The organism is Moraxella sp. ZY200743, from assembly GCF_050885545.1.
GTDB lineage: Bacteria > Pseudomonadota > Gammaproteobacteria > Pseudomonadales > Moraxellaceae > Moraxella > Moraxella haemolytica.
The window spans coordinates 315,492-331,040 of record NZ_CP091313.1; the positions used below are offsets into that span (position 1 = coordinate 315,492).

The 15,549-nt window shown below is 42.6% G+C and carries 15 protein-coding genes; 7 read left to right on the top strand and 8 right to left on the bottom strand.

Annotated elements, in window-relative coordinates; translation table 11 throughout:
• The first annotated feature begins 153 nt into the window (after window positions 1–153).
• From rapA to L3D27_RS01430, 3 genes are all read left to right on the top strand, one after another.
• Window positions 154–3,015, top strand: coding sequence for an RNA polymerase-associated protein RapA (rapA, locus tag L3D27_RS01420; protein ID WP_432481366.1), 2,862 nt, complete (start codon window positions 154–156; stop codon window positions 3,013–3,015).
• Window positions 3,016–3,056: 41 nt separating this feature from the next.
• Entirely contained in the window at window positions 3,057–3,407 is a 351-nt protein-coding gene (locus tag L3D27_RS01425; protein ID WP_284673922.1) for a 5-carboxymethyl-2-hydroxymuconate Delta-isomerase, read from the top strand.
• A 126-nt stretch (window positions 3,408–3,533) separates the two neighbouring features.
• Complete coding sequence (locus tag L3D27_RS01430) at window positions 3,534–5,042, top strand: YifB family Mg chelatase-like AAA ATPase (RefSeq protein ID WP_284673923.1); 1,509 nt, start codon at window positions 3,534–3,536, stop codon at window positions 5,040–5,042.
• A 133-nt stretch (window positions 5,043–5,175) separates the two neighbouring features.
• Here the strand turns inward: L3D27_RS01430 and L3D27_RS01435 are convergent, their stop codons facing one another.
• Window positions 5,176–5,853, bottom strand: a complete 678-nt coding sequence (locus tag L3D27_RS01435) for a phosphoglycolate phosphatase (protein ID WP_432481367.1) — start codon at window positions 5,851–5,853, stop codon at window positions 5,176–5,178.
• 492 nt (window positions 5,854–6,345) lie between these two features.
• On the opposite strand from L3D27_RS01435, the gene L3D27_RS01440 reads away from it, so the two are divergent.
• Entirely contained in the window at window positions 6,346–6,888 is a 543-nt protein-coding gene (locus L3D27_RS01440; RefSeq protein ID WP_432481368.1) for an outer membrane beta-barrel protein, read from the top strand.
• A 144-nt stretch (window positions 6,889–7,032) separates the two neighbouring features.
• On the opposite strand, the gene minE is transcribed toward L3D27_RS01440, so the two are convergent.
• The 5 genes from minE to L3D27_RS01465 all read right to left on the bottom strand — a co-directional run bounded on the left by minE (window position 7,033) and on the right by L3D27_RS01465 (window position 11,388).
• Complete coding sequence (minE, locus tag L3D27_RS01445) at window positions 7,033–7,308, bottom strand: cell division topological specificity factor MinE (protein ID WP_284673926.1); 276 nt, start codon at window positions 7,306–7,308, stop codon at window positions 7,033–7,035.
• 3 nt (window positions 7,309–7,311) lie between these two features.
• The gene (gene minD / locus L3D27_RS01450; protein WP_284673927.1) at window positions 7,312–8,127 is read right to left on the bottom strand and encodes a septum site-determining protein MinD; all 816 of its coding nucleotides are present in this window, start codon (window positions 8,125–8,127) and stop codon (window positions 7,312–7,314) included.
• A gap of 251 nt (window positions 8,128–8,378) precedes the next feature.
• Complete coding sequence (gene minC, locus L3D27_RS01455; RefSeq protein WP_373627907.1) at window positions 8,379–9,095, bottom strand: septum site-determining protein MinC; 717 nt, start codon at window positions 9,093–9,095, stop codon at window positions 8,379–8,381.
• A 143-nt stretch (window positions 9,096–9,238) separates the two neighbouring features.
• Complete coding sequence (locus L3D27_RS01460; RefSeq protein WP_373627906.1) at window positions 9,239–10,339, bottom strand: hypothetical protein; 1,101 nt, start codon at window positions 10,337–10,339, stop codon at window positions 9,239–9,241.
• An 83-nt stretch (window positions 10,340–10,422) separates the two neighbouring features.
• Window positions 10,423–11,388, bottom strand: coding sequence for an acyltransferase (locus L3D27_RS01465; protein WP_284673930.1), 966 nt, complete (start codon window positions 11,386–11,388; stop codon window positions 10,423–10,425).
• Window positions 11,389–11,868: 480 nt separating this feature from the next.
• Here L3D27_RS01465 and L3D27_RS01470 point away from each other — a divergent pair, with 480 nt between their 5' ends.
• Window positions 11,869–12,516 (top strand): OmpA family protein, encoded by a 648-nt coding sequence (locus tag L3D27_RS01470; protein WP_432481369.1) that lies wholly within the window; start codon window positions 11,869–11,871, stop codon window positions 12,514–12,516.
• 166 nt (window positions 12,517–12,682) lie between these two features.
• Window positions 12,683–13,291: a M48 family metallopeptidase gene (locus L3D27_RS01475; RefSeq protein WP_432481370.1), complete on the top strand. Its 609-nt coding sequence runs from the start codon at window positions 12,683–12,685 to the stop codon at window positions 13,289–13,291.
• Between the two features lie 9 nt (window positions 13,292–13,300).
• Here the strand turns inward: L3D27_RS01475 and L3D27_RS01480 are convergent, their stop codons facing one another.
• Complete coding sequence (locus L3D27_RS01480) at window positions 13,301–14,215, bottom strand: hydrogen peroxide-inducible genes activator (RefSeq protein WP_284673933.1); 915 nt, start codon at window positions 14,213–14,215, stop codon at window positions 13,301–13,303.
• Window positions 14,216–14,390: 175 nt separating this feature from the next.
• Here L3D27_RS01480 and ahpC point away from each other — a divergent pair, with 175 nt between their 5' ends.
• Entirely contained in the window at window positions 14,391–14,957 is a 567-nt protein-coding gene (gene ahpC / locus L3D27_RS01485; RefSeq protein WP_284673934.1) for an alkyl hydroperoxide reductase subunit C, read from the top strand.
• Between the two features lie 175 nt (window positions 14,958–15,132).
• On the opposite strand, the gene L3D27_RS01490 is transcribed toward ahpC, so the two are convergent.
• Window positions 15,133–15,354: a YdcH family protein gene (locus tag L3D27_RS01490; RefSeq protein WP_284674546.1), complete on the bottom strand. Its 222-nt coding sequence runs from the start codon at window positions 15,352–15,354 to the stop codon at window positions 15,133–15,135.
• Between the last annotated feature and the right edge of the window lie 195 nt (window positions 15,355–15,549).

The following is a 15,549-nucleotide window of genomic DNA, read 5'->3' on the forward strand; positions in this document are numbered from 1 at the left end:
ATCCTTTGATGAACATTTTAGCAAAATCCAACCACTTGAAATCATTGAAATCGCCATCATCAATAAACAAAGTGCTAAATGTATAAATTTTTAGTAAAATAGTTTATTTATAACGATAATTTAATTTTGCATAAACCTTAAAAAGAGTGTTGTATGAGTCAATTTGCCATCGGTCAGCGTTATCTGTCGGATTCTGAAAGTAATCTTGGGCTTGGGGTTGTCATTGATGTTAATGACCGTTGCGTATCAGTGTTATTTCCGCAGTCTGAAGAGACTCGTGTCTATGCCAAAGCATCTGCTTTACTGTCTCGTGTGGTGTTTTGTGCTGGCGATACAATCAGTGACCAAGATGGCAATCAGTATGTTGTGGCACACTGTGAAGATGTCTCTGGGGTCATGCGTTATCATCTCACTTGCGGTAAATCGCTGATGGAGACTCGTTTGGCGGCGAACATTACCCTTGCTAAGCCATTGGAGCGACTGTTGGCAGGTCGCATTGAAAATGGCGAGCGATATGACTTACGCCAAGATGCCCTAAAATTACAAGCCATGCTATCACGCCATCCCTTGCGTGGCTTAATGGGGGCTCGTGTGGACATCATTCGCCACCAGCTTTATATTGCTCATGAAGTTGGCAAACGCCTATCGCCTCGGGTGTTGTTGGCAGATGAGGTGGGTCTGGGCAAGACCATTGAAGCTGGGCTTATTATCCACCAACAAATCATCACAGGCAAGGCAGGTCGTGTGCTTATCTTGGTGCCTGACAGCTTACAATACCAATGGATGATTGAGCTAAAACGCCGATTTAATTTGAATTTCTCGATTTTTGATTTGGTGTGTACGGCATCGATTAAAGAGCATAACCCTGAACAAAATGTCTTTGCGACCGAGCAGTTCATCATTGCAGGTATTGATCTTTTATTAGACCATCATGACTTGTATGAGCAGGCATTTGCTGCAGGTTTTGATTTACTTGTGGTGGATGAGGCACACCATTTGCAATGGGGCAGTGACAACGGTGGCAATGATAAATATGAATTGGTGGCAGATTTTGCCAATCACACCGTAGGCGTGCTGTTATTAACCGCTACGCCAGAACAGCTTGGTATAGAGAGTCATTTTGCTCGCTTAAGATTGCTTGATCCGCATCGTTTTGATGATTTAGATGATTTTATTGCATCGCAAGAGGCTTTTGCTGATGTGGCGATGGTTGCTAACTTACTCATCGAGGGTCAGTCATTATCCGATAAGCAAATCAAAGCGGTCGCAGGGCTGCTTGGCTTTGAGGTGGCTCAGCTTGCCGATATCAATCATAACGACAAACTTCGCACGCACATCATCAACGAGCTACTGGATCGTCATGGCACAGGGCGTGTGCTGTTTCGTAATACTCGTGATAGTGTGCAAGGTTTTTATGGTCGTACCAGTATTCCGTATCCACTGCCCCTACCGACTGCTTGGCAGGGGACACATTACACGCATGGTAAATTGCGTGAGCAGCTGTGGGGCGAGGAAAACTATCCAGATGGCTCTTGGCTTGAATCTGATCCACGAGTCAGCTGGTTGATTGACTTATTAAAAGAAAAACTTCGCCACAAAAAAGTGCTACTCATCGCCAGAAGTGGAGCAACGATTGAGAGTCTTGAGGCGGTGTTGCGACTGCACGCAGGTATTCGTACGGCAATTTTTACTGAGCAGATGAGCTTGTTGGAGCGAGATCAAGCGGCGGCATATTTTGTCGATGTTGATGGTGCACAGATTCTGCTATGCTCAGAGATTGGCTCGGAGGGGCGTAATTTTCAGTTTGTTCAGGATTTGGTATTGTTTGATTTGCCCGCCAATCCCGATACGCTAGAACAGCGAATCGGTCGTCTTGATCGCATTGGGCAGATTGCCAAGATTAATCTGCATGTGCCTTTCGTTGCAGGGACTGCCCAAGAACGCTTGTATAATTGGTATGACGGGGCTTTAAATATCTTTAATCAAATCAGCCCAACCGCCCAAACTGTGCAAGAGCATTTTATTGCTGATCTAAAACCTTTGCTTGAAAGTGGCAATGACAAAGAGAGTTGCGAAGCACTTGCTCAGCTTATTGCACAAGGCTCGGTGTTGCGTGCCGAGCTAGAAGAAGAGCTACAAATGGGCAGAGACAGACTGCTTGAATACAACTCATGCCGTCCGAATGTGGCATCTCGCATTGAGCAGGCGATGGCAGAGCTTGATGAAGCGGAGCTACTACCGATGTTCCTTGACCGTTATTTTGAAGCGGTGAACATTGACTATAGCATACAGCGTGATGATTCATGGGTAGTGCATCCTATTGACAGTCAAGAAGCAGACATTGAAGGTGTTGATTCTTTGCCTTTTGGCGAAGATGGCATGACTTTAACCTTTAATCGCAAGCAGGCACTTTGTCGTGAAGACATGGACTATATGACCTGTGAACATCCGCTTGTTACTGGTATTCTTGAGCTTGTTACAACAAGCACTTTTGGCAATACGCAGGTTGCTTTACTGAAATCGGCCGCTATGCCACAGGGCATGATTTTGGTGGAAAATCACTTCCGTGTGGAGGTGGTTGCACCTAAGCACCTAAACCTATCTGCCTATTTGCCGCAGCAGGTATTAAGAGTGCTTTTGACCGAGCAGGGCAATGACTTGACGACACTTGCCACGCCAGAAAAAATCATGCCACTCATTGAGCGATTGGATAAATCTCGAGCCAGACAGGTCATTAAAGCACGCACCGTTGTTATTGAAACACAAGCAAATAAGGCAAAACAAATCGCCCAAAATCAGCTTGCTACTATCGCCCAAGAGAGCATCGCAAGCTATCAAGAGTATCTAAATAAGGAAATTGGTCGCCTAAAACGACTTCAGCAGGTCAACCCCAATGTCCGAGATGATGAGATTTTGGCATTAGAGAAAATGCTTGCTCAGGGCGTAGAGGCATTAAGCAATCTTTCTTTGGTGCCTGATAGTATTCGTGTGTTGGTGTGTGTTAAACCAAGCTAATTGTTGTATTACTAAGACACAAAAAACCTTAAGGAAAAGCCATGCCACATCTAACCATAGAGATTAGTCAAGACCTAAAGATTGACGAGGCTCAGTTACTGATGCATCTGAATCAAGCCCTGTTTGCAACAGGAGAATTTAAGGCAGCTAAAGACATCAAAAGTCGAATTCATCGCACTGATGCCAGCTTGATTGGACTTGGTGATGATGGTTTGTTGTTTGTCTCAGCACGCCTTGCCATCATGGCTGGGCGTAGTGAAAATACCAAACACGAGTTGGTTGCTTTGGTATTAAAAAACCTGCAAGAAGTGGTGGGCAAATACAACACCCAAGTACAATACACAGTGGACTTACAAGAGCTGTCTTCTTATTATCAAAAAGTCATCGCCTAATAGCCATGTTGCCATTCATGGTTATCATCAATGAAATGGCTAGCGATTTAAAACATTATCTTAAGAAAAGTCATCTTAAGACAGGCTATCAACCATGGCTGATGAAAATCTATTTAAGGGAATATCATGTCGTTTGCACAAGTTTTTACTCGTTCGGTCGTTGGTTTGCACGCTTCATCGGTGATGGTGGAGGTGCATCTGTCTCAGGGTATGCCTGCTTTGACGATTGTGGGTCTGGCAGAGGCGGCAGTGCGTGAGAGTAAAGATCGTGTGCGTTCAGCACTCATCAATAGTGATTTTGATTTTCCTAGTCGCCGCCTGACAATTAACCTTGCCCCTGCAGATTTGCCAAAAGATGGCTCAAGGCTTGATTTGCCGATTGCGATTGGTATTTTGGCGGCAAGTGGTCAGCTTGATGAACGGATTTTAAAGGATTTTGAATTTGTGGGCGAACTTGCCCTAAATGGAGAGCTTCGCCCCATCTCTGGAGCGTTGGCGATTGCTCTTGCCATCAAGCAGATGGACAAGCCAAAAGTGCTTATCGTCCCAAAAGATAATGCACAAGAAGCCACTAGGGTGTCTGGGGTGGTGGTGCTTGGGGCGGACAGTTTGCAGGCGGTATGTCGCCATTTAGATGTAGTGTGTGGGATAAGTCATGAGCAGAGTGATTTGATTGCACCGACTATCGTGCAGCCAACTCAAGATGAGGCGGTTTATCCGTTGGATTTGGCAGATGTCAAGGGTCAAAACCATGCACGCAGAGCACTTGAGGTGGCAGCGGCAGGTGGACATTCATTGTTATTTAAAGGACCACCAGGTTCAGGAAAGACCTTAATGGCAAGCAGATTACCCAGTATTTTGCCACCGTTAATGGATGTGGATGCCTTGGAGGTGGCGAGCGTGTATTCGGTGGCAGGTGTGCCTTGTGATTATGGCGTGCGTCCATTTAGGCAGGTTCATCATACGGTCTCTGGTGTGGCCTTGGTTGGTGGTGGCTCACGCCCAAAACCAGGAGAGATTTCGTTGGCTCATAAAGGCGTGCTTTTTTTAGACGAATTGCCAGAATTTGATAAAAAAGTGCTAGAAGTACTAAGACAGCCCATTGAATCTAAACAAATCATCATCAGTCGTGCCAACAGTCAGGTGGCGTTCCCTGCCGATTTTCAGCTTATCGCCGCCATGAATCCTTGTCCGTGTGGTTATCATGGTGATGGAAGTAATCGTTGCCATTGCAAGAGCGATCAGGTGCGTCGCTATCAAGATAAGGTGTCAGGACCGCTACTTGATAGAGTTGACTTACATATCCATGTGCCTGCATTGCCGTTAGATGATCTGCAAAACGCTCCTGCAGGAGAGAGTTCATCAAGTGTTAGGGCTCGTGTGGTTAAGGCTCATCAAAGACAGCTAGACAGACAGGGCAAGCTAAACAGTCAGCTATCACCCAGCGAGGTGGATCGATTTATCCATCTAGGCGAGTCGCAGCAGATGCTGATTAAGACTGCCCAAGCCAGATTAAATCTATCTGCTCGTAGTTATCATCGCATCCTAAAAGTTGCCCGCACTTTGGCGGATTTGGCAGATGCTAATGAGATTGGTGTGACTCATGTGGCTGAAGCATTGAGCTATCGTGGCTAAAATGAGTAATAATGAATAATTAAAGGCCTAACAAAGCGGTAAACTGGCAACTTTGTTGGCTATCCATATTACCTGTTGATGTCGTTCATGTAATTGCTATAAGCAGACGGCATCATCAATACAGTGCAGGTGGTCAGTCATCACGATGGTGGTTTAGAATAAACGCTACCAACGAACCAAAGTCATCAAAAATCGCATCAGGCTTGCTGATTGCGATTGATTCACCGTAATTATAACCATAGCTTAGGGCAAGCGTTGTCATGTTTGCACTTTTGCCTGCTAAGATGTCATTTTTTGAGTCGCCTACCATGATGGACTGACAGACATCAATACTTAGTGTTTGACAAATGTGGTATAGCGGATTGGGATTGGGTTTTTTGGTGGATAGGGTATCACCACCAACCACGCAATCAAACATATCCAACCAGCCCATATTGGCCAAAATCTGTGGTAAAAACTGGGTGGGTTTGTTGGTGCAGATGGCGAGCTTGAATCCTTGTTGCTTTAGGCAAATCAGTCCTTCTTTGACATTGGCATAGGCGGTTGTGTTGTCATGGCAGTTGTGATAAGTTGTCAAAAATAACTCATGAGCTTCATCTAATCGCTCGAGAGTGATACCTGCCCAGTTGATGGCACGCTCAACCAGTTTTAATGAACCATTGCCCACCCAAGTCCGTACAAGCTCTTCGCCAGCAGTACAGCTACCCAAGATTAGCAAAGTCTTATCAATGGCGTCTGTCAAATCAGGCACGCTGTCAATGAGTGTGCCGTCTAGGTCAAAGATAACAAGTGATTTTGGGGTGGTATTCATTTTTCTGGTCTTTTTAATGATTTTGGTCAATGACCTTAAAACTAAAAATGACGCAACTGGCATCAAACATACCATGCTGACAGTTGGTTTATCATTTTGATGGGTTGGGCGGTTATTTAGGCATTGTAGCATAAATTATTTTTTTAAAAAACTTACCAATGGTGCAATAAATAGCCATTTACCATCAACCATGCCGAACGAATGACTAAAAATCTGCCTATCGTTGTTTGGATTGACAATCTTATTGTTTGAATAAAATGACGGCGGGTCTAGAAATGCTAACGGAATGTTGCAAGAAATGAGAAAATGTTGTTAATATGGGAATAATGTTTGCAAAAATTTACATTTTAATCTATAAACACATACAGCTATTAAGAAATATTCTGTTACTATAGTCTCAATGCCACAGAGCGTAAGTTTTAGCTCTTGGCGTATTTTAAAAACTTTATAAACAAAAGCAAGCGGTGCTTAACCGCATTTTAGGAGAACTCAATGAAAACTCTAAATAAAGCAATCCTAGCACTAGGCATCTCATCAGTTTTGGCAGTAAGTGCAAACGCCTCCATCACTTATGGTTCATTGACATCAGGTCAGCCTTATGTTGGTTTGAAAGCTGGTCAGATTGATATCGATGGCGTTCCAGGTAAAGCGACTGCTTATGGCATTTATGGTGGCTACAACTTTGATCAAAACTTGGGTGTAGAAGTAGAATATATCGATTCTAAGAACAAAAATTATACTACAAGTGCAGGCAGCTACAAAGCTGATGCCAAAACTTATGGTATCTATGGTACTTACCGTTATAACTTCAACAATACACCAGTTTATGCAAAAGGTAAGCTAGGTCTGGCAAAAACTGATATAGAGAAGAAACAACTTAATGGTGCTAGCACTGTTAAATCAAATACCACTGGTTTAGCAGGTGGTGTTGCAGTTGGTTTTAACGCCACACCAAATGTTAGCCTAGAAGCAGGCTTTAACTACCTAAATTCAAATGCTAACATGGGTAGTGTTGGTGCTCACCTAAAATTCTAATCTAATAAGTTTATTAGAACAGAATCAAAAACAGCCGTCATCATGATGGCTGTTTTTTTTGTTTTAAGTTGTCTAAAGTACAAATACGGTTAAAATAAAGCAGTACCACAGACGGGTACTGCTGTATCAACTGGCTACAATAGATTATTTGCGGTCAGGTAAGCTGATGCTCATCTCTAGCATATCAATATCATCTTCGTAATGATGATTGATATTGACATTGTCCAACTGTACGCCATTGACATATTTATTGACCACCTCTAAAATCTCTCGTTTCATTTGTTCGATACGGTCAGAAGTTAGGCGAGTGTTTAGACGGTTGGAGCTTGCAACGATGACCTTTAAGCGGTCTTTGGCAATATCAGCACTGCTTGGTGTTTCATTACCACCAAATAATAATGCCCAAAATCCTTTTTTCATGGATTAACCCCCAAATAGCTTAGCAAAAAAACCTTTCTTTTTCACTTCTATATGACGAAGTGGACGTTCTTCACCTAAGAATCTTGCTACGATGTCATCATAGCATTGACCTGCGGCTGATTCTGGGTAGTGGATTACGGGCTGACCATGGTTTGATGCTTCTAGCACGGCATTGCTTTCAGGGATTACACCGATGAGTGGCACACGCAGAATTTCGTTGGCAATGGTGTCAAGATCCATCATCTCGCCTTGAGCGACACGCTCTGGATTGTAGCGATTGATTACGAGATGCTCACGCACTGATGAACCTTCTTCAACTTTTTTGGTACGAGATTGCAAAATACCGATGATGCGGTCAGAGTCTCGCACGCTCGATACCTCTGGATTGGTTACGATGAGTGCTTCATCGGCGTGGTACATGGCAAGCTGTGCGCCACGCTCAATGCCTGCTGGACTGTCGCAGATGATATAGTCAAAACTTAGGTCTTCTGATAACTCTTTGATGACATCTGCTACGCCTTCATCGGTCAGAGCATCTTTATCACGGGTTTGTGAAGCAGGTAGGATATATAAGTTTTCTAGTTGTTTATCTCTGACTAGGGCTTGAGTTAGTTTGGTATTGCCACTGATGACATCAACAAAGTCATAAACGATACGATTCTCACAGCCCATGATCAGATCAAGATTTCGCAGACCCACATCGAAGTCGATGATGGCAGTTTTGTAACCTCGCTTCGCCAAACCTGCACCAAATGATGCACTTGTGGTGGTCTTGCCAACGCCACCTTTACCTGAAGTAACTACAATAATTTTCGCCACAGTGGCACTCCTTATTATCCAAAATAGCACACTGTCAAAACCTATGGTGGATAAGCCTATGGATTTGACAAAAAAATGTTAAATTTTATTAGCTTAGCATAGCACATTTTGCTTTTTTATCATAGATTATCTGATGGCTAGATAAAAAGCACAATATCAAACCATCGGTTGCTAAGATGACCACCATTTGCAATACAACCATGGGTAAACCACCAAAAGCTTTATCTGCTTAGTAGGTGGTTTTTATTTTCTTAATCGGGTAGTCTGTTAAATACCAAGCCTATTTCTTGATCGTAGCTGACCTTGACCGCTTTGCCAATTAGCTCGCTAGGGATATCTTCAGATAAGCAGTAAGTGCCTGCGACCGCAACTAGGGTTGGGTTGAATTTTTGACAAAATATGTGTGCATCCTTGTCGCCTGTCGCACCTGCCACCAAGCGACCTAAACCATGACCGTAGATATGTAGATTGCTGTCGGTAATGGCTTCTCCACCTTGATTGACACCACCTAAGATGGTTAGGTCGCCACCGAAGTGATGGACGCTTTGTCCTGAGCGTATCAGCTGTTCATGCAGATTTTGGGTGCTGATGGTCTCATCAGGTAGGTCAGGGTGGTCAGCTTTGTTGGCTGATTGTGTATTTTGCGATTTGGGTTTTTCGGTGGTGGCTAATTGATCTAGGCGTTTACCATCAGCAGGTAAGATGGCAAGACGCAGTTTTTTTGCTTGCTTGTTGAGTGCGCCATCGACCACGCCAATAGGCTGTACACCAAGTTTCCATAACAGCTCAACCAATTTATCCAAATCTAAGTCGGTATCACTGTCAATCATGACAGGAATATTCTTGGTGATTTGACTGTCTTGTAGTGTTTTGGTCAATTCTTTTTGAATATCGCCCAAGTTGTCAGTATTGATTTTGATTCGGCTAAAGGTTAGCATTTTTCCGAATAATTGAATGGCTTTACTCATGATAATCAACCGTTAATTGTTTGGTTAGAATACAACAATGCTTTTATTAAAAGTAAGATTGTAGCATTTTTTTAATGGTGAAAAAACACCGCTCAGGCATTATTTTACAGGCTGTTTGCATTGGTCATCTTTTATGAATCCCATCAATGTTCTGACACGGCTGTTTTTAGTTGCACGCTGTGTTTCCATTGCTGAATTTTAATTTGTTGCTCAAAGGCAGTGATGCTATCTTCAACAATGTTGAAAATCAGATGTTGCAAGGCGGTTCGGTCGGTGTCAATACTTGAGACGCCTTTGGCGATTTGTACCATCAGGGCATCTAGCGTCTGAGGTGAGAACAGATGAGCATTGATGGCGGTGGTAACATTTTCACCGATATGCTTGCCAATATGAGTGATTTGATTTTCAATCAGATGTCCTGCTATCGGAATGAGTTTAAGATATTTTCGGAACTCGGGTGTGTCTATAAGAGCTCGTTCAACCGCAAGTCCAATATCACTAGATAGCTGTTCGCCTGTTTGGTGCATAAATGCCTGTTGAAGTCTAGGGCTAAGCTCATCTCTTAACAGTTCAAGCAAGGCGGCCTCAAAGGTATCCCGATTTTTATTGATGGTGTCTTGAATGAGTTTGTCGTGTGTGTTTGAGTGTCGCAGTTGTTCACGGATATTATCAGTGGCGGTTAAGATGACACGGTCAGACAGCTCTTCAAGTACCACGCTATAATAAAATTTTCCCGAGTTAATCCAGCGTTTTGGAATGATTTGAATGCCAACATCATGCAGTCTTTTGATGATGACACCTGCACGCAAAAGACGCAACGCACGCAACGCAGGAAAGCAACCAAGTGTCTCGTACCAATGCACAAAAGGAAAGAAAAACCAGCGATGATAAGTATGATCGACAATCGCAAGCACCCAGCGAATAGACAGCTCAATCACCCAAAATGCAGTAAATATACCGCCGATGAGTGTCAGTTGCTCATGATGATGGTGTTGATAAGTCATCAATAATCCTTCAAGCCCTGTCCATTTGGCAATATAACCGCTCAACGCACTCATTAAAATGTTGTCGGCAAAAATCAACAACAAATCCACCACAAGCAACGCCAGCATGATGATGTCGTAGGCGATTTTTAGATGTCTGGGACGCTGTTGGTGCTCACCACCAAATAATGGTATGACATCTTGTGGAACTTCGTGTGGCTGTGGAATGCTCAACTCGTCTAGCTGGGGTGTTTGTCGCATGGTAATCTTAGTTGGTTATTGGTGAAATGACAGTGATCTGATGTGCACAATGATGGGCTGTCAGGCCGTATCTTAAAAGACTGTTAGTCAAATTCATTGAGCATAGCATCAATACGGCGGTCTTTGGCTTGCCATATCTCATCAAGCCAAGCAAACAGATTGGCTTTGACTTCATCATTTTGGTTGTATTGTCCATCTTTTAGTGCCAAAAACAGCTCACCATCCATGTTTAGATGACGAATATCTACGCTAAGGCGAGACAGTTTTCCTTGCCATAGGTCGCTATATTGTGGTGTGCCATCTGGGTAAACTAAGGTCATATCCAAGATGCCGTCAATTTTATCACCAAGACTACTGATGGCAAGTGCCAATCCGCCTGCCTTAGGTCTTAATAAGTGTTTGTAGGGGGATTTTTGAGCAGTATGTTTGGCAGGGGTGAAGCGTGTACCCTCCAAATAGTTAAGTAGCACAAAGGGCTTATCAGCAAGCAGCTCACAGGCACGGCGAGCTTCGTTTAAGTCTCGGTTGGCAAGTTCGGGGTTTTTTTGGATTTGTTCTTTGGTGTGCCGTTTCATCATCGGAAAGTCAAGAAAATAAAAGGTCTGCCCAACGATGGGGATATAAATGAGCTCATGCTTAGCAAAAAATCTCGTGATGGGCAAGATGCCTTCACTAACATACTGAATAATACTTGTATCCACCCATGACTGATGGTTACAAATCAATAGGTATTTACCGTTTGGATTTAGGTCGTCAGGCACGCTAATACGCCAGTCTTTGGCGGGCAAAACTTTATCAATGATTAGGTTGTTTGAATGAATCCAATAATTTGCCATGCCGATGACGGCTTTATCAGCGATTTTGGATTTTTTGAGCATTTTAGCTAAACCTGCAGTATATAAAGGGATGGATAATCCAACACTGTTAGCGACAATACTGCCTGCACCGATGGCAAATGAGAGTTTTTGGGCAAGTTTTGGGGATGTGTCATATAGTTTTTGAAAAAAGGGCAAAGTACTGCGTTGTTTTTTTTGGGTGGCTGTATTCATAAGATTATCCGAGTTGGTATTTTGATGGCTTATCTAGAGCTTGTTTTTGAGTGTTTTTGCATTTATTATTACCGATGATGCAATAAAATATTCAAAATATGCCACCGCAAGAAAATTACATTTATTTTACCAAATTTTTATTAAAAAGATGAATAAATGTTTCTTAAATGATGCAGAAAACCGCTGTTGAAACTTTTTGATACAATATTGATGATAATTTATCGTCATTTAATTAACAGATGATTGGTGTAGGATGGCAGGTGTTGTGAAATTTGGGTGTGATTTTATAAAATGATGAACAATGAGAGAAGGTTATGCGTAGGAAGTAGATGGCTCCATAAAAACTACACCAATAAGATACAGACTTATAACAGATAAGTAGGTTTTTTCATTCATAATACATTACAATAAGCGTCCCAATGTACATTTGGGTTCATGTGGATTGCTTTGAATTGATTTTAAGACCTTAAGGAGTCTATCATGAACATCAAAATGAAACTATTGGCAGTATCTGTAGCATCTAGCGTAGTCATTGCAGGTTGTGCCAGTACAGCTGTCCAAGTTAATGACAATGCCGAAAAAGCTGGTATTGGTGCATTGGCAGGTGCTTTAGGTGGCTTGGTTATCTCTAAGGCTACAGGTGGTGAAAAGACAAGTCGTGATGCTGCCATTGGTGCGGTGGTTGGTGCAGGCGTTGGTGCATATATGAGCAAGCAAGAAGTTCGCCTAAAACAGCAGACCGCAGGCACGGGCATTGGAGTTACTCGTGACCCCATGACCAATAATATTCATCTATCAATCCCAGAGGCGATTACTTTTAATGTGGGTCGCTATGACATCAAGCCAGGATCATACAGTACTCTAAACCAAGTGGCGGCCACCCTAAATCAGTATCATCAGACCAATGTGGTTGTGAATGGTTATGCGTCTATTGAGGGTAGTCGGAGTGCCAACCAAATTTTATCACAAAACCGAGCCAATGCCGTTGCGAACTATCTGACCAATCGTGGCGTAAGTGCCAGCCGCATCACTGCCATCGGTCGTGGCGTAACCACCCAGTTTGGCAATGGTTATGAGCCAAACCGCCGTGTTGAATTAACCATTATCGCCCCAAAAAGTCTCAATTAATCAGTTTAGAGACTTTGTAATTATCATAGAATAATAAAAAACAGGTTGGGCAATACCAATCTGTTTTTATTTTATGTGGATTGTTTATTGTGTCTGGTATAATTGTAACTAGACTTTACCTTAAACCGACCTTTGTGGCATCCTTTTTTAATTAAGCAAAACGCACATGGATATAACCAATTTAACACTGCTGTATGCTGAGCATGGCATTCGCCTTGTCATCACCAAAAAATCGGTGAAGAACATCAATTTTCGTATTAAATCAGGCGAGTGCTTGGTAAGCGTACCATATTTGGCAGATGAGATGGTGGTGATTAAGGCGGTGCAAGGCCGTCTAACTTGGGCATACCATGCCAGTAATAAATTAAAGCAAAGACAGGAATCCTTGCAGTCTGGTTTGATGACGCTGTGGGGTGAGACGGTTGATTGGTCTTTAGATCAAGAAGTGGTGCTGGTGTTGTATCGTCAGGCATTGACCGAAAAAATCCCCGCCTTGATGCAAAAATGGCACCCCATCGTTGGCAAAAGTGCCAAAGAGGTGCGTATCAAAACCATGACAACCCGATGGGGAAGCTGTAATACTCGTGATGCTAGAATTTGGCTTTCTACTTATCTGCCGGCCTATCCTTATGAATGCACTGAATATGTCTTTGTGCATGAACTATGCCATCTGATTCATGCCAATCATGGGCAATACTTTTGGCAAGAAGTAAAAAAAGCCATGCCAGATTATGAGCGTTGGCATGGTCTTTTAAGGGGTCGTATTGATGGTTAAATATTGCTCTTACGCTTGTTGTGAGTCGCTGGCATCAGCAGACAAGGTTTTACTAAATATCTCGCTAAGCAGACGCACATCATCAACTCTGGCGTAATTGAGACGAGTAATGAATGCCAATCGGCGATGTGGACCTTTCTCGGCTAAGGGCATGCTATTAATATCATGCGTGTTAGACAGTTGGTCAAGTGCCATTTTTGGTATGAGTGTCGTACCCATGCCTGATAATGCCATCTGTATGATTGTGTTTAGGCTAGCATCAGAAAAACCTGTTCTTATCTCTGCTTTATTCATCTGACACACCGACAGCACCTGATCGGTTAGGCAATGCCCCTCGCCCAGCAATAATAGATTGGTCTTGGATAGCTCATCGCTTGTGATGTGTTTGGCATCGATATGTTTTTTGCCTTTTGGGAAAATTGCAAAAAAGTCCTCCGCCCAAAACTCAAATACATGCAATCCTTCTATGGGATAAGGTAGGGCGATGATGGCGGTATCAATATGCCCATAGCGTACCTGCTCGATGAGTCGTTCGGTTTGTTTTTCGGTGATGGACAGTTCAAAATCTTGATACTGTTCTTTTAAGGTGGGTAATACTTTTGGCAGTAGGTAGGGGGCGACAGTTGGGATAATGCCGATGGACATGGGGTAGGCGAGTGGCGATTGATGGCTATGAGCACGAGTTATCAAATCGTTAATCTCGCTAAAGATACGCTGTGCTCTGTCCAAAATCTCTTCGCCAATGGGTGTGATGAGTACCTGCTTGTTATTACGCTCAAAAATCTGTGTATCCAACTGTTTTTCAAGTTCGGCAATCCCTAGACTCAAGGCGGATTGAGAAATATTGCATTCTTCGGCGGCACGCTTAAAGTGTTTGTATTTGGCAACTGAAAGTGCAAATTCTAACTGGCGTAGGGTAATCATAAAATACCTTTTTTAAATGTTAAAATGCAAAGTCTGTGCACCTAGATCATATTAAAGCAAAATAAAACCGTTGGCAGTTTTAACGGTGGAAACGCTCGGCTTTTTTCGTTATAATAACAAAGTAGGCAGTAAATTGCTACTGCATAATTCAACCCACAATAAAAAAGGTGAAGTTATGACCGCAATCATCAATCAACATATCCCAGAATTTACTACCGAAGCATTCGTTAATGGAGAGTTCAAAACCATCTCTACTGCCGATGTTAAAGGCAAGTGGGCAATCTTCATGTTCTACCCACACGACTTTACTTTCGTATGCCCAACAGAACTAGAAGATATGGCTGATCATTATGAAGAGCTAAAAGCTCTTGGTGTGGAAGTATATGCTGTATCTACCGACACACATTTTGTTCATAAAGCATGGCACGACGCTTCGCCTGCGATTGGTAAAGTAAAATACCCGATGCTAGGTGATGGCACTGGTGCGATTACTCGTGGCTTTAATGTCATGATTGAAGGTCAGCACGCTGCACTTCGTGGCACTTTCTTGGTTGACCCAGAAGGATTGATTAAGGTTGCTGAGATTCATGATTTAGGTATCGGTCGTTCTGCTAAAGACATGATTCGTAAAGTAAAAGCTGCTCAGTATGTGCGTGATAATGATGGTGATGTTTGTCCAGCGGCTTGGGAAGCAGGTCAAGAGACCTTGAAGCCTAGCCTAGACTTGGTTGGTAAAATCTAATCTTGGGATTTAAAATCAACCAAATTGGTATCTAAGCTAGCATAAAAGCAATAAAAATCGTCTCGTTTGGGGCGATTTTTATTGCTTTTATGATTTAGGTATAACAAAGACTTAAAATAAAGCCCAAGTCTTACAACTTGGGCTTGTAGCATAAGCAGTGATGGTTAATGACCAATCATGCTTTGGTTTGTAGGTATTTATATAGCTCGTCTTTGAGTCCAAGTTTTTTACGCTTGAGACCTTCAATCTCTTCAGCACGGCTAGCAGCTGCCACAGGGTCATTTTCTAGATTGGTGATTTCTTCGTCTAAATTATTGTGTTCATCAAAAAGCTTGATAAAATGCAGGTCATTTTCAGTTTTTAATTTGGTAATAAGTTCTCGGTATTCTGGGAACATGACATTCTCCTTGGGTTTCATTGGTTTTTTACACCCTATTTTTTGGGGTGTAAAAGTATCTTATCAAAATTACCCTGCTTTAGCAAGGGTTAAAAAGTGCATAAAATGGGCGGTATGGACACTTGAAAAATAGTGTTTAAAAATCTAAATTTACATTTTGGGCGGATAACCTTATAATGTGATGATACTGCTTTT

Bases quoted from the DNA above. Each gene is read 5' to 3' on its own strand.
- L3D27_RS01480 (WP_284673933.1), bottom strand. From the start codon at position 14,215: ATGATTACCCTACGCCAGTTAGAATTTGCACTTTCAGTTGCCAAATAC.
- minC (WP_373627907.1), bottom strand. From the start codon at position 9,095: ATGAGTAAAGCCATTCAATTATTCGGAAAAATGCTAACCTTTAGCCGA.
- L3D27_RS01475 (WP_432481370.1), top strand. From the start codon at position 12,683: ATGGATATAACCAATTTAACACTGCTGTATGCTGAGCATGGCATTCGC.
- L3D27_RS01440 (WP_432481368.1), top strand. From the start codon at position 6,346: ATGAAAACTCTAAATAAAGCAATCCTAGCACTAGGCATCTCATCAGTT.
- ahpC (WP_284673934.1), top strand. From the start codon at position 14,391: ATGACCGCAATCATCAATCAACATATCCCAGAATTTACTACCGAAGCA.
- L3D27_RS01435 (WP_432481367.1), bottom strand. From the start codon at position 5,853: ATGAATACCACCCCAAAATCACTTGTTATCTTTGACCTAGACGGCACA.
- L3D27_RS01425 (WP_284673922.1), top strand. From the start codon at position 3,057: ATGCCACATCTAACCATAGAGATTAGTCAAGACCTAAAGATTGACGAG.
- L3D27_RS01490 (WP_284674546.1), bottom strand. From the start codon at position 15,354: ATGTTCCCAGAATACCGAGAACTTATTACCAAATTAAAAACTGAAAAT.
- L3D27_RS01430 (WP_284673923.1), top strand. From the start codon at position 3,534: ATGTCGTTTGCACAAGTTTTTACTCGTTCGGTCGTTGGTTTGCACGCT.
- minE (WP_284673926.1), bottom strand. From the start codon at position 7,308: ATGAAAAAAGGATTTTGGGCATTATTATTTGGTGGTAATGAAACACCA.
- L3D27_RS01460 (WP_373627906.1), bottom strand. From the start codon at position 10,339: ATGCGACAAACACCCCAGCTAGACGAGTTGAGCATTCCACAGCCACAC.
- rapA (WP_432481366.1), top strand. From the start codon at position 154: ATGAGTCAATTTGCCATCGGTCAGCGTTATCTGTCGGATTCTGAAAGT.
- L3D27_RS01465 (WP_284673930.1), bottom strand. From the start codon at position 11,388: ATGAATACAGCCACCCAAAAAAAACAACGCAGTACTTTGCCCTTTTTT.
- L3D27_RS01470 (WP_432481369.1), top strand. From the start codon at position 11,869: ATGAACATCAAAATGAAACTATTGGCAGTATCTGTAGCATCTAGCGTA.